Here is a 20720-nt window from a genome sequence, read left to right on the forward strand (position 1 = left end):
GCAGATGTGCGGATGTTTTGTAATGCTTAATTTGCACATCCGCACATTTGCATATCTGCACATCGATTAAATCTTTACCAAAAAATCCTCCTTCACCCGCCCCCCCTTAAAAAACACCAGTCCTATCCAGAACAGGTCAACAGTAATCGTTACTTGGGGGTTGGCTTTTATTTGGGCCCAGGCTTCTTTCATGCCTTCGCTCCAGTAGATGTCATCAAAAATAAGTAGCGTATTTTCATGTACTTTGGGCAGGCACCATTCAAAATATTTTAGAGTGGCATCTTTTTGATGGTTGCCGTCGACAAAAATAAAGTCGAGTTTATCTAAACCATCAATAACACCAGAGAGGGTGTCATCAAAATTACCAATCACTAAATCAATAGTATTTAAACCGGCTTTATTAAATACCTGTTGCGCCACTGCCGCGGTTTCGGGCGAACCTTCCAGCGTGTAAACCTTCGCTTGGGGAGCTGCCTTTTGCAGGTAGATGGTGGTAACACCCAAACAGGTACCAAGTTCAATTATATTATTTGGTTTGATATCAGCCACCAGGCGATAAAGTAATTGTGCCAGCTTTGGCGCCTTTAGGGCATGAGCCGCTATGTCGCTTACCTTTTTCTGGTTGTTTTTGTTGATATGTGAGCCCGCGCCCAAGTCGGTTACCGTGATGGTGCGATCATCTGTAAGTAAGTCTTTACGTATATTTTCAACGTCGGTATATACTTTTTTGGCACTTGAATCGTAAATAATAGTATCAACCAGGCGATAAACGAAAGGTGAATGGATCCCGTGCCTGTTCTTAGCCTTGATGCGGTGCAGCAGGTAATCTTTGGCAAACCTTATATTAAACATGGTTGTAAAAATATACAAAGTTTAGTATTTTAGCAGAACCGCATGATAAATGAAACTGAAGTAAACTCATTAATTCGCTTGCTGGACGATCCCGACCAGGAAATATACAACCATGTTCATGATAAACTACTCTCCTACGGTGTTGAAGCCATCGGATATCTTGAATCGGCATTTGAACAGGCTTTCGACTCCATCCAACAGGAACGCATAGCCAACCTTGTACATGAGATACAGTTTGGCATAGTAAAAAACGATCTGCACCTATGGCTGCATGGCGGCGCATTTGATCTGCTGCAAGGCATCCTGATCATTAACCGCTACCAATACCCCGATCTGGACGAGCAAAAGGTAATTAACCAGATAGAGGGCATTAAGCGTGATATATGGATCCAGATGATGCATGAGGCCAGCGCGCCCGAGCAGATCAAGCTCATAAACCATGTGTTCTATAATATATACGGCTTTAGCGGGAATACCAGCAACCATCAGGACCCGCAGAACAGCTACCTGAGCCAGGTACTCGAAACAAAAAAGGGTAACCAGATCTCACTGGCAATTATTTATTCCATCATCGCCCAAAAGCTGGATATCCCGGTTTATGGCGTAAACCTGCCGCAGCATTTTATTTTGGCTTATATGGATGAGAGCCAGCAAAGCAGTTTTGAAGGCGGCGTGCTATTCTATATAAATGCCTTTAATAAGGGCTTCATTTTCGGCCGCAGGGATGTGGATATGTTTTTGAAACAGCTCAACCTAAAATCGGACAAGCAATTTTATGAGCCCTGCTCCAATACCGAAATTATAAAACGTGTATTGCGTAACCTCATAAGTTCTTACGAACATTTAGGATCAACAGAGAAGGTAGCTGAATTGAATGAGCTGCTGGAGGTGTTGGGGTAATATTTATTATACCCATCCATTGTCATGCTGAGGTACGAATCATCTATTATACAAGCGGACGATTGAACACGGATAGGTTCTTCGCTACCGCTCAGAATGACAGTTAGAAGGTGAATTCTACCAGCTGTTTGTGTCCTCACAAACAGCTGCAAGTAAAACATTAACGGATTGTTTGTGGGGACACAAACAATCCGTTAATATTCATTCCATTGTCATGCTGAGGTACGAAGTATCTATTATACAAGTGGATGATTGAACGCGGACAGGTTCTTCGCTACGCTCAGAATGACAGTTAGGTTACGTTAGGTTTTACTAATCACTAATCTCTAACCGCCAATTATTTCTTATTATTGATCTTAGCGGCATCTATGAGCTCGCTATCAATCTGATCATCGTAATTAAAGCGGTATAGCACCCAATCATTTTTCGGTTTATAGAACATGAAGGTAAACCTTACAGGTTCATTTTCATGCTTTACTATATAGCTGTACAGAACCAGGCTTGGGGTTGGGGTTTTCTGAACAATGAGCTCCCTGCCTAAATATTTTCCGACTGTTAATTGCAATGTATCCAGTTTTGCTTTTAGCAGGTTTATCTGACTTACGTTAGTGAACAGTTTATTTGTACTGAACAGATATTCTACGGCTGAATCAGGACTTGTTTTATATTTTTTAAAGAAGGTTTCTATATAAGAAGCAGCCCCTTTAGGAGCTACAGCAGCAGGTTTAGCGGCCGGTTTGGCGGCAGTGGCGGGTGCCTGAGCTTTTGCAAACAAAGTAGTACTACAAACTATAGCTGCTAATAAAAATGTCCTATTAAAAAAATACTTTACGTTAAGGTTCATGATAATTATTTTAAAACGATAAAATTAATCAAAAGCTAATTGAATGCAGCTAACTTTTTAAAAATAAGTGGTTTGTATAAATTAATACTGAGTAACACATTAAGGTTTGATGCTGATACGCTATTTCTTTTTCAGAAAACAGGTTTTAAGTACGATGCTCATACCGTCAATTTTGCAGTCAACTTCTTCATCATTATCGGTAAGGCGGATCTTTTTTACCAGGGTTCCCTGTTTCAGAGTGGTGTTACCGCCTTTTACTTTTAAGCTTTTTATCAGTAATACCGAGTCGCCATCATTAAGCTGGTTCCCGTTACTGTCTTTTACGTTAGATGCGTCCATAGTTAGTTTAAAGTATAAAGCCCGCTATTGTTTTAGCAGGCTTTATATTATTTGTATATTCAGAAAGTTTGAACGGATTACTTAACCAGGTACATTACTTCCTTAACCGCTTTAATTACGCGCTCAGGGTTTGGCAGGTATTCCTGTATAAGCGTTGGGGCATAAGGCAATGGAACATCGCCACCCATAATACGCAGGATAGGTGCATCAAGGTAATCAAACGCATCTTTTTGCACTTTAAAGGCAACCTCAGTAGCTATTGAGCCTAATGGCCAGCTTTCCTCAACTAAAACCAAACGGTTTGTTTTTTTAACAGATGCGATAACAGTTGGGTAATCAATAGGGCGTACAGTACGTAAGTCGATCACTTCTGCATGGATGCCTTCTTTTTCCAGTTCGGCAGCAGCAGCTATAACTACTTTCATTATTTTACCAAAGCCAACCAAAGTTACATCAGTACCTTCTTTTACTACTTTAGCTTTTCCTATTTCAATATAGTAAGGTTCTTCAGGCACTTCGCCTTTATCGCCATACATTAATTCTGATTCCATGAAAATAACCGGATCGGGATCAATAATAGCTGATTTTAATAAACCTTTGGCATCAGCCGGGTTTGATGGTACAACCACTTTTAAACCAGGGCAGTTAGCATACCAGTTTTCAAAACACTGGCTGTGTTGTGAACTTAGCATACCCGCGTTACCTGTTGGGCCGCGGAATACGATTGGCACTGAGAACTGGCCACCACTCATTGACATGATCTTGGCTGCGCCGTTTATGATCTGATCAATAGCTACCAGTGAAAAGTTAAATGTCATGAATTCGATAATAGGGCGCAAGCCGTTCATGGCCGAGCCTATGCCTATACCGGCAAAACCTAATTCAGAGATAGGGGTATCAATAACGCGTTTAGCGCCAAATTCATCAAGCATACCCTGGCTTACTTTATAGGCACCGTTATATTCAGCAACCTCTTCACCCATTAAGTATATATTTTCATCCTTGCGCATTTCTTCGTTCATTGCTTCACGAAGTGCTTCCCTGAATTGTATTTCTCTCATCTTATTAAAAAAATTCTTTTTTTCGGCTGCAAATATATGCAATGAAGTGTTAAAAACAATTAGTGGCTGTGCGTATTGGTTTTTTTTATTTTCGGATGGCAATACCCACTAAAAAAAACAGGAAACTGTAAAATATTGGATATAAAACTTTCTTTAATGCATAATTGTGCTGCTCAATGCCAACAAGATTGCAGTAATTTATACTTTAGCAGTAAATCTATCCCATTTGAATAACGATCTACCCAAAAAAATATGGTTCCTGTGGTTGCAGGGGCTAGATAATGCTCCGGTTGAGGTTAAAGAATGCTACAAATCGTGGGTGAAGCATAATCCTGACTGGGAGGTGGTATTTTTAGATGAAAGCAATATTACTGAACATATAACTTTACCTGCATTGCCGGTAGCAAAATACGTGATCTCCGAAATACTAAGGATAAACCTACTGGCAAAACATGGAGGCGTTTGGGTTGATGCCACCTGTTTTTGTACAAAACCGCTTGATGAGTGGTTGCCCGCCTATATGGATGCCGGCTTTTTCGCCTTTAACAGGCCAGGGCCCGACAGGATGCTATCCAGCTGGTTCCTGGCATCAAATAAATACAATTACATTACTACTGCCTATCAAAACAGGGTAAACAAATTCTGGAGCGAAAACACCGGGATACAGCTTATTGACGGTACTCGATGGAACTTCCTGTACAACAAGCTGCAAAAACAAAACCCGCAGCTATGGTTCAACAGTCTTTTTACCAAAATATTAAAGGTGCACCCCTATTTCTGGTTCCATTATACGTTTGAATATATTTATCTGAGGGATGCCAATTTCCGGGAGTTATGGGATTCCGTTCCCAAATTCAGCGCAGATATCCCCCACCGTTTGTTATTCGCCGGGCTTTTTAAACCTGTAACCGAAGAGTTGAAACAGGAAATCGACCAAAAAACATCACCGGTTTATAAACTTACCTGGAAGTATGAGGCAAAAGAGTACCAACCGGGAACGGTGATGTATTATTTGTTTAATGGTGAGGGCTAAAACTGATATCTTACAAAACTTACGAAGTTTTAAAAAACTTCGTAAGTTTCATTCTGGCTGATTATCCTATCCCAACCAATCTCTAATTACTAAAACTACCGCTCACCCTTCATTTTCGAGGCGATCTCCAGCGCTTTATAGGCATTTACTATGCCTCCTGATTTACAGAGCGTAGTAAAATCAACCAGTTGTTTGGTGCCTGGTTTATATACCATGGTACCTTTTAATGGTGTGGCCGATTGCATAATAACCTGCTTTAACTGTGCCGCGCTTAGTTTTGGATAATACTCCAATACCAAAGCCGCAATACCGGTAACTATGGGTGATGCAAAACTGGTACCGTCGGCAGTATTAAATTCCGCGTCGGTATCTATTGAGGTTACTTTAACACCGGGGGCAAAAACATCAACATTCTTGAACCCGTAATTACTGAAATTACTGGCAAGTGAGGTATCTGCAAGTGAAGCAGATGCACCTACATTTATCATGTTATCAGCATCAGTTGCTGATCCATCTAAAAAGGTATCATTGGGGTATTGTGGTACTGAGTCGACATTCAGGTTATCATTGCCCGATGCCTGTACCAGCAGCACATCTTTTGATGCGGCGTATTTAAATGCTTCATCAACCCAATCCTTATGCGGCGACAGGTATTTGCCGAAGCTCATATTAATTATTTTAGCGCCGTTATCCACTGCGTAATGTATAGCGCTAACAATATCCTTATCATATTCATCTCCGTTAGGGATCGCTTTCAACACCATTATATGTACATTGTCGGCTACACCATCAATACCATAGCCATTATTGCGTTTGGCGCCAATCAACCCTGCTACACCGGTACCATGAGAGGCATCGGTATATTTTAAAATATTATTGCCATATGGCTTGCCATCGTTAACATCCGGGTCATCCCCTACTATTTCTTTGCGTTCGGTAAGGTTTGGCGTAATATCATTATTGAGCTTTTCAATATACTCGCTCATATCCTTTAGCGTGGAAACATTGGTAGCTGTACGCCCTTCCTGCTGTAACACCAGGCTCCATACATATTTGCTTTGCACCAGCGTATCGTTTGTACTATTGATCTTATCCAGGTCCTTTATAGTAAAGCTGGCATTGGGGCCAAGGTTGAGGGCTTTTTTAATATAACCGTTAGTTACCATGAGCGCGCTCATATCCGGCTGTAACTCGGCCAACTCCTTTGTTGATTTAGCCGTTGTTGAATCGCGCCTGGCTTTTACCGTTAACCAGTAAGCATATTCCTTTTCATCACCCGCAGGGGCCGAGGTTACATTGGCGTATTTGCCCTTTAGCTTGTAATAATACCTGATCTCTTCGCTGGTTTCATTCAGATCGGCTTTGCCGTTCTTTCCACCTAAAAAATTCCAACCGTGTATATCATCAATATAACCATTGTGGTCATCGTCTTTCCCATTGCCTGGCTTCTCTTTGGGGTTTACCCACAATACGCCTTGCAGGTCTTTTTGCAGGGTATCAACACCACTATCAATAATGGCAACCAATACGGTTTTGCTTTTTTTACCTTTTACAAACTCATAAGCCGGGTTTAGGCTGATACCAAAATATCCATCAGTTTTTAAGTCGAGCGTGTGCCAGTTTTGTGGGGGATCAGAAGGTGTTGGCGGCTGTGTCTGCGCCATCGTTCCTATACTTATTAATACTGCCCCGCACAACGATGCGCAAAAAACTGGTAACCGAAAATTATACATATATTATATTAGTGTTTATTAGTTCAATGGTTCATTAGTTCATTGGTAAAAGCAAATTCTCCATTGACTAAGCGCACTGATCAATCTACAAATCAAATTTTATTCCTTGTGCTAATGGCAACGCTTTTGAGTAATTAATAGTATTAGTTTGCCTGCGCATATAAACTTTCCATGCATCAGAACCCGATTCGCGGCCGCCGCCGGTTTCTTTTTCACCGCCGAATGCGCCGCCTATCTCTGCTCCTGATGTACCGATGTTAATATTTGCAATTCCGCAGTCAGAACCACCGGACGATAAAAATTGTTCGGCCTCGCGTAAATTATTTGTCATGATAGATGATGAAAGCCCCTGCGGTACGCCATTTTGCAGTTCAATGGCTTCATCAAGAGTTTTATATTTGATGAGGTATAATATGGGCGCAAAGGTTTCATGCTGTACAATGGCAAAGCTGTTGTCAACCTCGGCAATACATGGCTTTACATAACAGCCCGATGCATATTTATCGCCCTCCAGCTTACCGCCTTCAACAATAAAATTACCGCCCTGCGCCTTGCATTTTTCAATAGAATCAAGGTATAAGCTCACCGCGTCCTGATCGATCAGCGGGCCCATATGGTTGTTTTGATCCAATGGATCACCAATGCGGATCTGTCCGTATGCTTTTACCAGCTTTTGCTTAAAGGCATCATACACACTTTCATGAATAATGAGCCTGCGTGTACTGGTACAACGCTGCCCGGCAGTACCTACCGCACCAAACACAGCGCCAATGAGCGACATATCCAGATCGGCATTTTCACTGATGATGATGGCGTTGTTACCACCCAGCTCGAGCAAACTTCGGCCAAGTCTTGCACCTACTGCCGCGCCCACAGCCTTGCCCATACGGGTTGAGCCGGTGGCTGATATTAAAGGCAGTCGTTTATCGTTTGACATCAGTTCGCCTACGTTGCGGTCGCCGATAACCAGGCAGCCTACCCCCTCTTCAATATTATGCTTTTTAAATACTGCCTGTGCAATATGCTGGCAGGCAATAGCCGTTAAAGGTGTTTTTTCAGATGGTTTCCAGATACAAACATCGCCGCAAACCCAGGCCAGCATGGCATTCCAGCTCCATACCGCTACCGGGAAATTGAATGCCGATATCACACCAACAATACCCAGTGGGTGGTATTGCTCATACATACGGTGTTCGGGGCGTTCGGAGTGCATGGTTAAACCGTATAACTGCCTGCTCAGGCCAACAGCAAAATCAGCAATGTCGATCATCTCCTGAACTTCACCGTAACCTTCCTGTAGACTTTTGCCCATTTCGTAAGATACCAGCGCGCCCAGTTGCTGTTTATTAGCACGCAGCGCATCGCCAATTTCACGCACAATTTCGCCACGTTTTGGAGCGGGAACTGTACGCCAGGTTTTAAAAGCTTTGGCCGCCTGCTCAACAACATGGTTGTAATCGCTTTCCGAAGCTATTTTTACCGAGGCTATCTTTTTCCCATCAACAGGCGATAAAATGTCTTTTATAGCTGCACCGGAGCTGCTGCCCCAGTTACTGCCTGTACTAAACGCCTCATTAATGTCGTTTATATGTAAATGATTGAGAATTACTTTTATATCGATGCTCATAATGGTACTTTTGTCAAAGGTAAAAATCTTTAAGGCAATTTATATCAACTCACTCCTTGCCAAAAAATCGCAAAATGATTTACATTTATTATCAGGTACTTGTGAATAAAACCTGTTAATAATGTTCGAATGTTGAAAACTTAATTGCCTTTTGGGTTCTATTTATCGTAATTTAAACTCGGTTAAGCATTAATGCTGACTAAAAAATGACTTAACCGGGAACGTGTTCTGCAAACCTAATTGAATGGAAGAAGAATTTGAATTTGGTTTTACCGAAGACCCAAAGTTCTCGGTAGAACGGTACGAGGAAATGATCCGCAATCACGACCAGTACTTTTTTGATGCCCAGGCGTTTGAGAACATTATCGACTACTACATCGAAAAGAATGATCCGGCCAAAGCCTTACAGGTATCTGAGTATGCGCGCAATCAGCACCCATTTGCCGCCGTATTTTTAATTAAACAGGCCCAGTTATTAGTTGTTACCAACCGCGCCGCCGAAGCATTTGCTGCTTTGGATAAGGCTGCCATGCTGGAGGCTTCTGATGCAGATATTTATATCATCCGTGGCAACCTGTATGAAAGTATGGAACGCTATGATGAGGCGCTTGAAAACTATGAAAAGGCCCTTGGTCTTGCCGAGGAGACTGACGAAATATTGCTGCATATAGCCTACGTTCACCAAAATATGGGCGATTATAACACAGCAATTGACTACCTGAAATTGTGCCTGAAACAGAATATGGAAAACCAGGACGCTTTATACGAGCTGGCTTTTTGTTACGATGTGATGGACAATCAGCAGGAGAGCGTGCAGTTTTATCAGCAATATATTGATAACGAACCCTACAGCTATGCCGCATGGTATAACTTAGGCAACGCCTATACTAAACTTAGCCTGTTTGAGAAAGCTATTGATGCTTATGATTACGCCATATTAATAAAGGATAATTTCGCATCAGCTTACTTTAATAAAGGCAACGCGCTGGTTAACCTGGAAAAATATGCTGAGGCTATTGAGGTTTACCGCCATACTTTTGAGTATGAGCAGCCTAATGCCGATACCTATTGCGCCATTGGCGAATGCTATGAAAAGCTGGAGCAAATGGATGATGCAAGGGCTTTCTACAAAAAATCGGTTAAAATGGATTCCAAGCTGGCTGATGCCTGGTTTGGGATTGGTGTAACCCTTGATTTTGAGGAGCGCTATTTTGAGGCCCTGCACTTTTACAAAAAAGCGCTCGACCTTGATATTGCCAATGCCGATTACTGGTTTGCCATAGCCGATGCCGAATACAAGCTTGGCCACATAACCGAAGCCGAGCAGGCATACGAAAAGGTGGTTGAACTTAACCCCATTGATGTGGATGCATGGCTGGATTACTCATCTATATTATATGAGCAAACCCGCTTGGTTGATGCCATTGAGGTAATGTCGCAGGCTATAAAAAACAACCCGGAGGCAGCAGAGCTTTACTACCGCATGGTAGCTTATTTGTTTGCCAAAGGTGATTATAATGAAGCCTTGAACAACCTGGAACTGGCCTTATCGTCAGATCCGGATAAACATTATATTTTGTTTGATTATTTGCCCCAGCTGCAAAAAAACAAGGTGATAGTGGATATTATTAACAGGTACACTAAATAATTAGCGATTGAGTGAATTAGTGATTTAAGGTTGCTGATTCAGTATTTACTGATTGTTAAGCAGAAGTAAAAATTGCATTACATTCGTTAGAACCCTAATATCATCATATACTATTTCGTTAGAAAAGCCAAAACATATTACTCGTTTTGGTTTTTTTTATGAACTTTACCCCCACATTTAGCTACATGCTATTCAACCCTAATAGTATTTTATGAATTACCATATCAATGATCTTCCTGAACGTACAACAAAGCCCCGCAACAGCGGCATAACCATGGTAATGGATAAAGGACTGAGTTTACGGCAGGCCGAAGATTTTATTGAGGTTGCAGGCATGCACACCGATATTGTTAAACTGGGATGGGCTACCTCATTTGTAACGCCCAATCTGCAGCAGAAATTAGACCTGTACCGCGAAGCGGGCTTACCGGTATATTTTGGCGGAACCTTATTTGAGGCCTTTTTAGTTAGAGGGCAATTTGATGATTACCGCCGCATACTCGAGAAATATAAAATGGAGCATGTGGAAGTATCAGACGGTTCTATAACTATTGAGCATGATGAGAAGTGTGAGTATATCCGTCAATTAAGCAAGGATCATACAGTAATATCTGAAGTTGGCTCAAAGGACGTACAAAAGATATTTGCCCCATACAAATGGATAAAACTGATGCAGGCCGAAATTGAAGCCGGATCGTGGAAAGTAATAGCCGAGGCACGCGAAAGCGGCAACGTAGGTATCTACCGTGATTCAGGAGAAGTTAGGCAGGGTTTGGTTGATGAAATACTCACCCAGATACCCGAAGAAACCATTATATGGGAAGCCCCACAAAAAGCACAACAAGTTTGGTTTATTAAACTGATAGGCGCTAATGTAAGCTTAGGCAACATTGCTCCTGCTGATGTAATACCGTTGGAAACATTGCGACTGGGAATTAGAAGCGATACGTTTGATCATTTTTTGGGATTGTAAATGAGAGTAAAGGTAAAGGCCGTCATGCTGAGCGCTAGTCGAAGCATGAGCGTAAAGGCCTGCCCACATGCTTCGACTAGCGCTCGGCATGACAGCCACGTCATTAAGGAAAATAACCAAAGCAAAACTCCCCAACCCTTGTTATTTAATTTTACACCATGAAAAAATACGGGCTTATAGGTTTTCCGCTTACACATTCTTTCTCAAAGAAATACTTTACAGATAAATTCGAAAAAGAAAAAATAACCGGCGCGGAATACGAGGTTTATCCGCTTGAACATATAAAATATCTGCAGGATCTGCTGGATGTTCATCCTGATATTTGCGGATTGAACGTCACCATCCCTCACAAAATAAGCGTTCTAAAATATCTGGATTGGATTGAGCCTGATGCAAGGCATGTTGGCGCCGTAAACTGTATCCGTGTAACTGCAGAGAGCCCGGTACTGGCTGCTTTTTTGGGTGAGGTTGGTATAAACGGACACGATTTCAGGCTGGAAGGTTTTAATACCGATGTGTATGGTTTTGAACACTCGTTGCGTCCGCTGCTTAGAGATCCTAATGATGAAGCCCTTGTTTTAGGCGATGGCGGTGCCGCAAAAGCTGTAAAATGCGTATTAGAAAACCTGGGTATTGATTATAAGGTAGTGACCCGCCAACCACATCCGGGCAATATTTTGTTTAAGGATCTGAAACCGCATCATATAAAAAATCACCGGATCATCATCAATACCACCCCATTAGGCACATCGCCAAACGTGGATGAATGCCCACCGATACCGTATGAAGATATTACCGAGCATCATTTATTGTATGATCTGATCTATAATCCCGAAAAAACACTATTTTTAAAGAAAGGTGAAGAAAAAGGCGCAACAATTAAAAATGGTTATGAAATGCTGATACTACAGGCAGAAAAATCGTGGGAGATATGGAATTCAAAGGAATTGACTCCATGAAGATATACGGATTACTAGTTATTGCTTTATTACTGGGGGCCTGTAACAATAACCACGACTATACACCAAAGCCAAGGGGCTATTACCGCATTGTTTTCCCTAAAAAGGAATACCAGCAATTTACCGGGCCATATCCTTTTACCTTTATGTACCCCAAATACGCGGTAATTGAGCAGGATAAAAACCCGCAGACAAAAGACAAAAAGCTCATCAATATGAAATACCTGCTGAACATGCAGTTTCCGCAGTTTAAGGGCACTTTGCATTTAAGCTACGAGAGCATCACATCGCCAAAAGTATTTAATGAGCTTACCGAAGATGCCCGCACATTCGCATTTAAGCATACCGTTAAAGCCACCTCGATAGATCAGGGTCTGATCCGCATACCTGGGAACAAAGTGTATGGTATCTATTATACTATTGATGGCAATGCGGCTTCATCAGCACAGTTTTTCCTTACGGATAGCACCCGCAATTATATCCGCGGAGCACTGTATTTCAACACCGAACCAAAGCTTGATTCGATACAGCCAGTACTCGATTTTGTGAAGAAGGATATGAATGTGATGATAAAAAGCTTTAAGTGGAAGTAGGTTTTTGATTTGGGAATTGGGATGATCGATTTCGGATTCTGCTTATCCTATGTAGAGCACCTCAATGGCGCAAGTCTTGTGGGTGAAACGCCTCGGGTAATAGCTGACTTGTGCCTGTCCAAAAAAGCACAAGTCAGCCTTGCTTATTCCAACACACAAGACTTGCGCTAAATACTGGTAGATTTCGGAATTCGGATGTTCGATTTTGGATTTATTTTCCGCTTGTCATGCTGAGGTACGAAGCATCTATTATACGGGTAGCATGTAACCGCTCGCAGATTAAATGCGAATAGGTTCTTCGCTATCGCTCAGAATGACAATTTATTAGTGAATATTAGGCGTTAAACACCGCCAATGCCTGCTCAATCCTATTGATCGTTTCATTCTTACCCAACAAAGCCGCAATATCAAAAACATGCGGACCGAATTTACCGCCTACCAGCATAATACGGAACGGCAGCATAACATCACCCGCTTTCAGACCTTTCTCTTCCATCAAGGCTTTAAAGAGATTCTCCAGATCAGCGCTTTCCCACATCTGCACATCTGCATATCTGCTCATCAGCACATTAAAGAAATCTGTTTTAGCATCGCTCCATTTTGGTTTAACGGAGTTGATATCATATTCCCTTGGCACTTCAAAAAAGTAGGCAGACTGCTGATAAAAATCAGCCAGCAACGTACACCTTTCTTTAATAACATCAATTATCTTTAGCAGGTAGTTATCATCGTTTACAGCTACGCCTTTATCTTCAAGCACAGCCTTAACTTTATCTTTTAAGCTTTCAGCGCTTGTTCTTTTGATCCATTCAGCATTGAACCATTTTGCTTTTTCAAAATCGAATTTAGCACCACCTTTGTTTACACGCTCTATAGAGAATTTGGAGATCAACTCATCCAAAGTAAATATTTCATTATCGGTACCATCGTTCCAGCCCAGCATAGCCAGCAGGTTTAAGAAAGCCTCAGGCAAAAAGCCAAGCTCTCTAAAGCCCGGAGTAAGTTCACCTATTTTGGCATCAAACCAGTTCATGGCATAAACCGGGAAACCTAAACGTGCGCCATCGCGCTTGCTTAGTTTACCGTGGCCATCAGGTTTTAATATGAGTGGTAAATGCGCCCATTGAGGCATATCGGCTTTCCATCCTAAATATTCCCATAGCAATAAATGTACAGGTGCCGATGGTAGCCATTCCTCACCACGGAAAGCGTGTGTTATCTTCATCAAATAATCATCGACCACAACAGCTAAATGATAGGTTGGCATACCGTCGGCCTTTAATAAAACCTTATCATCAACCTGGTTGGTTTCAAAGCTCACATGGCCACGGATCATATCGTTAAAGCTGATGGTTTCATCCTCCGGCATTTTAATGCGGATCACATGCGGTGTGCCGGCATCCAATAGCTGGTCGACCTCATGTTGTTTTAATGACAATGAATTGCGTAAACTGTCCCTATAAAAATGCCCGTATTGAAAATTAGGGATTTCCTTACGGTTCTTATCCAGTTCCTCAGGGGTATCAAAAGCGTAATAAGCATGGCCTTCACGTACCAGCTTTTCAGCGTATTCGCGATATAGTGCTTTACGTTCGCTTTGGCGGTATGGGGCATAATGACCACCCACAACCGGGCTTTCGTCAGGTATCAGTCCGCACCATTTTAAACAATCAAGTATGTAATCCTCAGCGCCATCAACATAACGGCTTTGGTCGGTATCTTCTATCCTTAACACAAAATCGCCTTTATGTTTTTTGGCGAAAAGATAATTAAACAACACGGTGCGTACACCACCTAAATGTAAACCGCCTGTAGGACTTGGCGCAAAACGAACTCTAACTTTTTTATCTGACATTGTAGGGCAAAGATATTGTATTAGTTTGTAGTCCGAAAGTCGGTGAAGTCGGAAAGTCCGAAAGTTGATATTAGTTTACGAAGAATTGACCAAGACTTTAACTGCAAGTTATAAGATACAAACTTTCGCACTATGAACTAATTCTGTATTTTAGCCAACTTAAAGACTTTCGGACTTTTCCGACTTCCGGACTTTCGGACTGAAATATATGAACCCATACCAACAGAAAAAGCGCTGGAAATATATACTGGTTACCTTTGCAATAATTATTGCCAGCGGCTCTTTACTCTATACAAATCACCTGGTAAAAAACATCTCCAAATCGGAGCGTACACGTGCGCAGATATGGGCCATGAGCATGCGGCAAATGACCTCATCTGATGATAATGACTTTTTACAGTATGTTACTGCTGTACGCGATAGTACGCTTGTACCAGCAATTGTGGTTGATGAAAAGGGAAATATCAAATATGTGAGGGGGCTCGATTCTACTAAAACCAATATAAATATCCCGGGAAACGACAAAGTAAAAGGCGCAGCGAAATATGATCCTGAGTATTTCCAAAAGGAACTGGTCTACATGAAAAAACAACATGAGCCCATAGAGTTAACCATGCTGAACACCCGTTACATGGTTTATTATAAGGACTCGGCATTATTGCAGGAGCTCAGGATCTTCCCTTATGTACAGCTTTCGGTTATCGCTATATTTTTATTGGTGGCTTATACGGCATTTAATTCCTCACGCAAATCCGAACAGAACCAGGTTTGGGTGGGCCTTGCCAAGGAAACCGCTCACCAGTTGGGCACGCCAATTTCCTCGTTAATGGCATGGCTGGAGCTGATAAAGGAGAAATTCAAGGCCGAAAAGGATCCGCTGATGGCCGAGATGGAGAACGATATTAAACGACTGGAAATTATTGCCGACAGGTTCTCAAAAATCGGCTCAAAACCAAAACTGGAAGAGCATTCGGTATACTACGTGATCAAGGATTTTGTTGATTATTTCAGCGTAAGGGTGAGCAGTAATATTAACTTTGAAATAACCGGCAACCCTTATTTACAAGCTGGCTTAAATGTACCGCTGTTCGACTGGGTACTGGAGAACCTCCTTAAAAATGCGGTAAACGCAATTGAAGGCAAGGGCAAAATTAAAGTGGAAATAAGCCAGAACAAAACCAAAAAGAACCAGATACTGATAGATATTACCGATACCGGCAAGGGCATACCACGCTCTAAGTTTGATACCGTATTTCAACCTGGATATACTACCCGTAAACGTGGCTGGGGATTAGGCCTGTCGCTTACCAAAAGGATTGTAAAAAATTACCACAATGGCGATGTTTTTGTACGCGACTCGGAGGTGGGGAAAGGCACAACTTTCAGAATAATACTAAAGAAAACCAACAATGATAAACAAACCACAACCCGGTGAATACGCGCCATACGCTGCGGGCTATGTAAATAAAGTACCTAACGGCCCGGTATTAGAAATATTGGACTACCTGAAAGACAGCACCTATAATTTTTTTGCCAGGATGACCGATGAGCAGGCCGATTATGCTTATGCCGAAGGAAAATGGACATTAAAGGAAGTATTGGGCCATATGATAGATACGGAAAGAGTATTTGCTTTCCGCGCCCTGTGCTTTTCGCGCGGTGAGCAGCAGCATTTCCCCGGTTTCGACCAGGAGCAGTATGTGCAAAATTCAACTTTTGATAGCCGTACTATACAGGATCTCGCGTTGGAGTTTAAAGTGGTACGTGAGTCAAGTTTGTTCCTGTACCGCTCGCTTACTGAAGAACAAAGTTTATTGAAAGGTACTGCCAGTAATTACTCAACATCGGTACGGGCACTCGTTTATATGACAGCGGGGCACGAGCTGTATCATTTGGATCTGATAAAAGAGAACTACATTAAGTAATTGAGCTGAAAGCTAAAAGGCGAAAGGTTAAAGGTAAAATCATACCTTAATAAACCTTTCGCCTTTATCCTTTTGCCTTTCAGTCTTAAAATTACCTTTCAACTCCAAAAACTATTCTTCGCCCTTTTTCTCCCTCATTGAGGCTGCAATGTGTTTGTCATTATTCTTTTTCTCCATCAGGTAAGAGATAAACAGACCCAGGCCACCGAATATGGCTATTAAACCAAAGTACATTGCAGGGTTATCATCATCGTGGAATACGCTTCTATCTAATGTGTAAGCCAGGCACAAACCCAAACCAGCACCTATTAATAATAATCCCCATTTTAAAGTTTGATAAGGCGCTGATGGTGTTGGATGTGGCTTATAAGCGCGGGGGTCCATTCCGCGTTCTATCATCGCCATTCTTTCGCGTTTGTATAAGTATACTATACCAAATACCATTGCAAACATTGCAATCGGAACCAAAATTGGTATTAAAACGCCTAGTTGTTCTGAGTCCATAATATTTAAATTTAAAGAATTTATTTAATTTTTTGTTTTTTCAAGCACCGTATTGGTGTATTTGTAAGCTATGACTACACTGTTTTTAAACAGGTTACAGTTGTTGTGAAAAAGTTTTAAATGATTGTCATTCTAAGCGGTAGCATTTACACGGCTGCTTGTATAATATATGCTCCGTTCCTCAGCATGACAATTCTTTATTTATATGTCATTGCGAGCGATAGCGCGGCAACCTCGTCGCGTTCAATATATGAGCGACGAGGTTGCTTCGTCGTCCCTCCTCGCAATGACACGATGGAGGAATAGTGCGAAAAATTTTATCTTTACATTAATGTGTAACCTTAATCCGCGGTATGGCGTCATAGAGCTATAACAATGCAGAGCAAGCTATCGGATATAGAACTAATTGAACAAACCCTGGTGGGCGACCAGTCGGCATATGCCGACCTGGTTAAGCGGCACCAGCGGTTTGTGTTTACCCTGGCCATGCGGTTTGCCAAAACCAGGGAAGATGCCGAAGAAATTGCACAGGATTGTTTTATAAAGGCATACCGCTCGCTGGCCTCGTTTCAGCGGCAATCGAAATTTTCCACATGGCTGTATAGCATTGTATATACTACCGCGATGACGGCTCTGCGCAAAAAACGGGTTGATACGGATTCTATTGACGATGAAAATACTTTTATTCAGATTGAAAATCAAACCAGCGGTTATGATGTTAATAATGTAGAAAATAAATCAAGGTCGTACTACCTGAACCAGGCTATAGCCCAGCTTTTGCCTGATGACGCGACTATTATTACCTTGTTTTACAACGGCGAGCAATCGCTTGAAGAAATAGGACAAACTATGGGTATGGACCCAAATACGGTTAAGGTTAAACTATTCAGGGCGCGCCAGCGTTTAAAAGAGAAGCTGGAGCGGAATTTAAAAGGTGAGGTGAAAGAACTGATATGAACAGTATAGAAGAAAAACTCTGGAATTACATTGATGGCTCCTGCACGCCAGAGGATGAGCATGCTATTGCTTTGTTGATTGAGCAGGATGAGGTGTATCGTAAAAAATACAATGAGTTGGTATTGCTTAATGCTGAGTTTACCGCGATGGAGCTTGACGAGCCGCCAATGGCCTTTACCTACAATGTAATGGAAACCATACGTGCCGAACACGCCAGCCAACCGCTTAAAGCGGCTATTGACCAGCGGATAATAAAGGGCATTGGATTGTTCTTTGTGTTTACCATCAGCATTATATTAATAGTTGCTTTGGCGAGTATTCATTGGTCGGCCATTTTTGCAAGCAGCAGTCATACGCCGTCAAAAATAGCGCTTCCTGATCTGCGAAACCTGTTTACAGGGCCTGTAATGAAAGGCTTCTTGTTTTTTGATGTAGTTTTAGGCTTGTATTTATTTGATACTTATCTGCGTAAAAAAGGATTGGCAAAAGCAAACAACAGTGTTCAAACTACAGGACAGCAGAAACAACAATAACATTGACAGCCAAATCTGTTCCGCTATTTATTTGTTGAAATTTGGGGTTTATTTACTACAACTACTTTTATTTCAGCAAATTAAAAACAATATTTAGCACATAAGTGTTTTTGGCACAATAATTGAAATACAATACACGAACTAGCATCCTTGCTGGTTTAATTGTGATAAGGTTTAGGTTGAAAGTCTCCCGACGCAAGGTTGGGAGGCTTTTTATTTTTTAGGGGAATTGCTCCAATGGGATGTCATGCTGAGCGCTAGTCGAAGCATGAGCGTAAAGGCCTGCCCACATGCTTCGACTAGCGCTGAGCATGACGCTTGCCTCCTTTTTCAGCTTTACAAAAAACTTATCACCACACCACCCCTAACCGGATGCCCCGTACAAGTTAAAACCCAGCCCTGCGACAGATCAAGATCAGTAAGCACATCATTTTTAACCATACTTACCCCACCACCCTTGCACATAGCTGTACAGGCCGAACAAATGCCATTACGGCAGCTATACGGTAATTGAATGCCATTTTGTAAGGCAGCCTGTAAAATTGATTGGTTTTCGCCAACAACCAGGTCGTAAGTTTCAGTTTTAAACTTTATTCTAATAGTAAGTGGCGGGAAGTTTATGGCGCTTTCGGTTACGCTAATAGTTTCCAATACAAAATTCTCTTTTCGTATCTGCGCGGGTTCAATTCCCATATATAATAGGGTGAGCCGTATCATGCGCATATAGGTAAACGGGCCGCATAAATAAAATTCAGCTTTAGTCAAATCATGCTTTATAGCTTGCTTAACCAGTTGCTCAACTATAATATTATTTAGCCTTTTACCGTCGCTGCTCAGTAATTTTATGACAGTCAATCTGTCAGAGTAGCTGACTGTCAGTGCATTTAATTCCCCATTGAATAGAATCGATTCCGCATCCGTGCTGCTATATATTAAAGTGATCCTGCTTTTACCGGGGCGCTTAAGGGTATATTTAAGCTGCGATAATATGGGCGTTATCCCACTGCCGGCGGCAAAGAGTATAATATCTTTTTCATCAGCAAAATCCTGGAGAATGAACCTGCCTGCCGGGGCTTCGGCATTTATAATATCACCCGGTTTAATTTTAGTTAACAAAAAGCGTGAAATCTCGCCATTGACTATCCGTTTAACGGTGATGGCCAGCAAATCCTCATCAGGCGATGAGCTTAATGAATATGACCTGCGGATCTCTTCGTTATGATGATCGAATATCAGCGTAATAAACTGCCCGGCTTTATAAGTAATTGGCTTGCCATCAGCCTCGCTCAATAAAAAAGTGGCCGTATCCGGCAGTTCCCATTTTATAGCTTCAACTTTTAAACGGAGCATAGTTTAGGCGCGTAAAACTATCTTACCAAACTGCGATGAGTTTTCCATCTTTTTCACTGCTTTATCGGCATTGGCTAAAGGGAACACCTCATCAATTACAGGTATTATTTTGTGCTTATTCACCAGCTCCAGCATCGCCTTAAAATCATCCGGACTACCCATCATGGTGCCGATGATCTGTAATTGCCGCCAAAAGATCTTACGCCCGTTTAAAGGCGGGATATTTCCAGCCGTACCACCAAATATCACAATTCGCCCACCGGGATTACACAGATCAGGCAGCTTGGCAAAACCATCGCCCAAAGCGCTGTCGATGATCACATCAAAGCCTCCGGCCAATTGCAGCAATTGTTCGGCCCAATCCTGCGCTTTATAATTTACACCTGCCGATGCACCCAGTTGCCTTGCCCGCTCAATTTTATCTCCCGAACCCGAGGTTACAAACACATGGCAACCCGCTGCTTTTGCCAGTTGCAGGGCAAATACGCCTGTGCCGCCGCCAACGCCGGTTATCAAAACCTTATCGCCCTTTTTAGCTTTACCTTTGGTAAACAAGGCACGATAGGTAGTTAAAGCAGCAAGCGGTATCGCCGCTGCATGCTCCCAATCCAAATGCGCAGGCTTATGATGCAGGTGCCGCGCCTGTACTTTCACATATTCAGCAAAAGTACCATCAGCCGGCAGGCCGAGTATCTTAAAATCATCCGACTGGAAATTATCATTCTCGCCCCAACCATAACCGGGGTTAATGATCACCTCCTGCCCTATCCAATGCCGATCGGCCTTGTCGCCGACTTCAACCACTACTCCCGCCCCATCAGAGCCTAATATGGTAGGGTATTTTATTCCCGCATATTTACCTACGGTTATCCAGTAATCGCGGCGGTTTAAGGCTGCGGCCTTTATCTGCACAAGGGCTTCGCCGGGAGCTAAGGTTGGCTTATCAACTTCTTTAAATACAAGAGGCTTATCAGGGCCTTCTAAAACAATGGCTTTCATTATTAATTTATAAGTTGGTGTAAAGATTAAATACA

20 protein-coding genes are annotated in these 20720 nt (G+C 42.2%); 10 read left to right on the plus strand and 10 right to left on the minus strand.

Annotated elements, in window-relative coordinates; translation table 11 throughout:
• Positions 1–66: 66 nt before the first annotated feature.
• Complete coding sequence (locus BLU33_RS18730; RefSeq protein ID WP_091376596.1) at positions 67–852, minus strand: O-methyltransferase; 786 nt, start codon at positions 850–852, stop codon at positions 67–69.
• 42 nt (positions 853–894) lie between these two features.
• Between BLU33_RS18730 and BLU33_RS18735 the strand changes: the two genes are divergently transcribed.
• Positions 895–1752 (plus strand): transglutaminase-like domain-containing protein, encoded by an 858-nt coding sequence (locus tag BLU33_RS18735; protein WP_091376598.1) that lies wholly within the window; start codon positions 895–897, stop codon positions 1750–1752.
• 337 nt (positions 1753–2089) lie between these two features.
• Here the strand turns inward: BLU33_RS18735 and BLU33_RS18740 are convergent, their stop codons facing one another.
• From BLU33_RS18740 to BLU33_RS18750, 3 genes are all read right to left on the minus strand, one after another.
• Positions 2090–2596, minus strand: coding sequence for a hypothetical protein (locus tag BLU33_RS18740; RefSeq protein ID WP_091376601.1), 507 nt, complete (start codon positions 2594–2596; stop codon positions 2090–2092).
• 120 nt (positions 2597–2716) lie between these two features.
• Positions 2717–2935 (minus strand): alkylphosphonate utilization protein, encoded by a 219-nt coding sequence (locus BLU33_RS18745; RefSeq protein WP_091376603.1) that lies wholly within the window; start codon positions 2933–2935, stop codon positions 2717–2719.
• Between the two features lie 77 nt (positions 2936–3012).
• On the minus strand, positions 3013–3996 hold the full coding sequence (locus BLU33_RS18750; protein ID WP_091380783.1) for a pyruvate dehydrogenase complex E1 component subunit beta: 984 nt from the start codon (positions 3994–3996) through the stop codon (positions 3013–3015).
• Between the two features lie 226 nt (positions 3997–4222).
• On the opposite strand from BLU33_RS18750, the gene BLU33_RS18755 reads away from it, so the two are divergent.
• Positions 4223–5029, plus strand: coding sequence for a capsular polysaccharide synthesis protein (locus BLU33_RS18755; protein ID WP_157682231.1), 807 nt, complete (start codon positions 4223–4225; stop codon positions 5027–5029).
• Positions 5030–5124: 95 nt separating this feature from the next.
• On the opposite strand, the gene BLU33_RS18760 is transcribed toward BLU33_RS18755, so the two are convergent.
• Together BLU33_RS18760 and amaB are read right to left on the minus strand one after the other, a co-directional pair.
• Positions 5125–6693, minus strand: coding sequence for a S8 family serine peptidase (locus tag BLU33_RS18760; protein WP_157682233.1), 1569 nt, complete (start codon positions 6691–6693; stop codon positions 5125–5127).
• Positions 6694–6847: 154 nt separating this feature from the next.
• Positions 6848–8389, minus strand: coding sequence for an L-piperidine-6-carboxylate dehydrogenase (amaB, locus tag BLU33_RS18765; protein WP_091376613.1), 1542 nt, complete (start codon positions 8387–8389; stop codon positions 6848–6850).
• Positions 8390–8633: 244 nt separating this feature from the next.
• On the opposite strand from amaB, the gene BLU33_RS18770 reads away from it, so the two are divergent.
• The 4 genes from BLU33_RS18770 (at position 8634) to gldD (ending at position 12562) form a co-directional block, all read left to right on the plus strand.
• Positions 8634–10037, plus strand: coding sequence for a tetratricopeptide repeat protein (locus tag BLU33_RS18770; protein WP_091376616.1), 1404 nt, complete (start codon positions 8634–8636; stop codon positions 10035–10037).
• A gap of 211 nt (positions 10038–10248) precedes the next feature.
• The gene (locus BLU33_RS18775) at positions 10249–11010 is read left to right on the plus strand and encodes a phosphosulfolactate synthase (RefSeq protein WP_091376619.1); all 762 of its coding nucleotides are present in this window, start codon (positions 10249–10251) and stop codon (positions 11008–11010) included.
• Positions 11011–11168: 158 nt separating this feature from the next.
• On the plus strand, positions 11169–11969 hold the full coding sequence (locus BLU33_RS18780; RefSeq protein ID WP_091376622.1) for a shikimate dehydrogenase family protein: 801 nt from the start codon (positions 11169–11171) through the stop codon (positions 11967–11969).
• Positions 11966–12562, plus strand: a complete 597-nt coding sequence (gene gldD / locus BLU33_RS18785) for a gliding motility lipoprotein GldD (protein ID WP_172829318.1) — start codon at positions 11966–11968, stop codon at positions 12560–12562. The genes BLU33_RS18780 and gldD overlap by 4 nt, the downstream gene beginning before the upstream one ends.
• A 334-nt stretch (positions 12563–12896) precedes the next feature.
• On the opposite strand, the gene gltX is transcribed toward gldD, so the two are convergent.
• The gene (gltX, locus tag BLU33_RS18790; RefSeq protein ID WP_091376629.1) at positions 12897–14417 is read right to left on the minus strand and encodes a glutamate--tRNA ligase; all 1521 of its coding nucleotides are present in this window, start codon (positions 14415–14417) and stop codon (positions 12897–12899) included.
• A gap of 208 nt (positions 14418–14625) precedes the next feature.
• On the opposite strand from gltX, the gene BLU33_RS18795 reads away from it, so the two are divergent.
• Both BLU33_RS18795 and BLU33_RS18800 read left to right on the plus strand, forming a co-directional pair.
• The gene (locus BLU33_RS18795) at positions 14626–15852 is read left to right on the plus strand and encodes a sensor histidine kinase (RefSeq protein ID WP_091376632.1); all 1227 of its coding nucleotides are present in this window, start codon (positions 14626–14628) and stop codon (positions 15850–15852) included.
• Positions 15827–16342, plus strand: coding sequence for a DinB family protein (locus BLU33_RS18800; protein ID WP_091376635.1), 516 nt, complete (start codon positions 15827–15829; stop codon positions 16340–16342). The genes BLU33_RS18795 and BLU33_RS18800 overlap by 26 nt, the downstream gene beginning before the upstream one ends.
• Positions 16343–16453: 111 nt before the next feature.
• On the opposite strand, the gene BLU33_RS18805 is transcribed toward BLU33_RS18800, so the two are convergent.
• A complete protein-coding gene (locus BLU33_RS18805) occupies positions 16454–16846 on the minus strand; it encodes a DUF6249 domain-containing protein (protein WP_232009330.1) in 393 nt (130 codons plus the stop codon).
• A 375-nt stretch (positions 16847–17221) separates the two neighbouring features.
• Between BLU33_RS18805 and BLU33_RS18810 the strand changes: the two genes are divergently transcribed.
• Together BLU33_RS18810 and BLU33_RS18815 are read left to right on the plus strand one after the other, a co-directional pair.
• The gene (locus BLU33_RS18810) at positions 17222–17803 is read left to right on the plus strand and encodes an RNA polymerase sigma factor (RefSeq protein ID WP_091376641.1); all 582 of its coding nucleotides are present in this window, start codon (positions 17222–17224) and stop codon (positions 17801–17803) included.
• The gene (locus BLU33_RS18815; RefSeq protein WP_091376645.1) at positions 17800–18336 is read left to right on the plus strand and encodes a hypothetical protein; all 537 of its coding nucleotides are present in this window, start codon (positions 17800–17802) and stop codon (positions 18334–18336) included. Before BLU33_RS18810 ends, BLU33_RS18815 begins: the two co-directional genes overlap by 4 nt.
• 336 nt (positions 18337–18672) lie before the next feature.
• Here BLU33_RS18815 and BLU33_RS18820 read toward each other — a convergent pair whose 3' ends face one another.
• Together BLU33_RS18820 and BLU33_RS18825 are read right to left on the minus strand one after the other, a co-directional pair.
• Positions 18673–19686 (minus strand): ferredoxin--NADP reductase, encoded by a 1014-nt coding sequence (locus tag BLU33_RS18820; RefSeq protein WP_091376650.1) that lies wholly within the window; start codon positions 19684–19686, stop codon positions 18673–18675.
• 3 nt (positions 19687–19689) lie between these two features.
• Positions 19690–20685, minus strand: a complete 996-nt coding sequence (locus tag BLU33_RS18825) for a zinc-binding dehydrogenase (RefSeq protein ID WP_091376654.1) — start codon at positions 20683–20685, stop codon at positions 19690–19692.
• Positions 20686–20720: the final 35 nt, after the last annotated feature.

Source organism: Mucilaginibacter mallensis (assembly GCF_900105165.1).
Lineage (GTDB): Bacteria > Bacteroidota > Bacteroidia > Sphingobacteriales > Sphingobacteriaceae > Mucilaginibacter > Mucilaginibacter mallensis.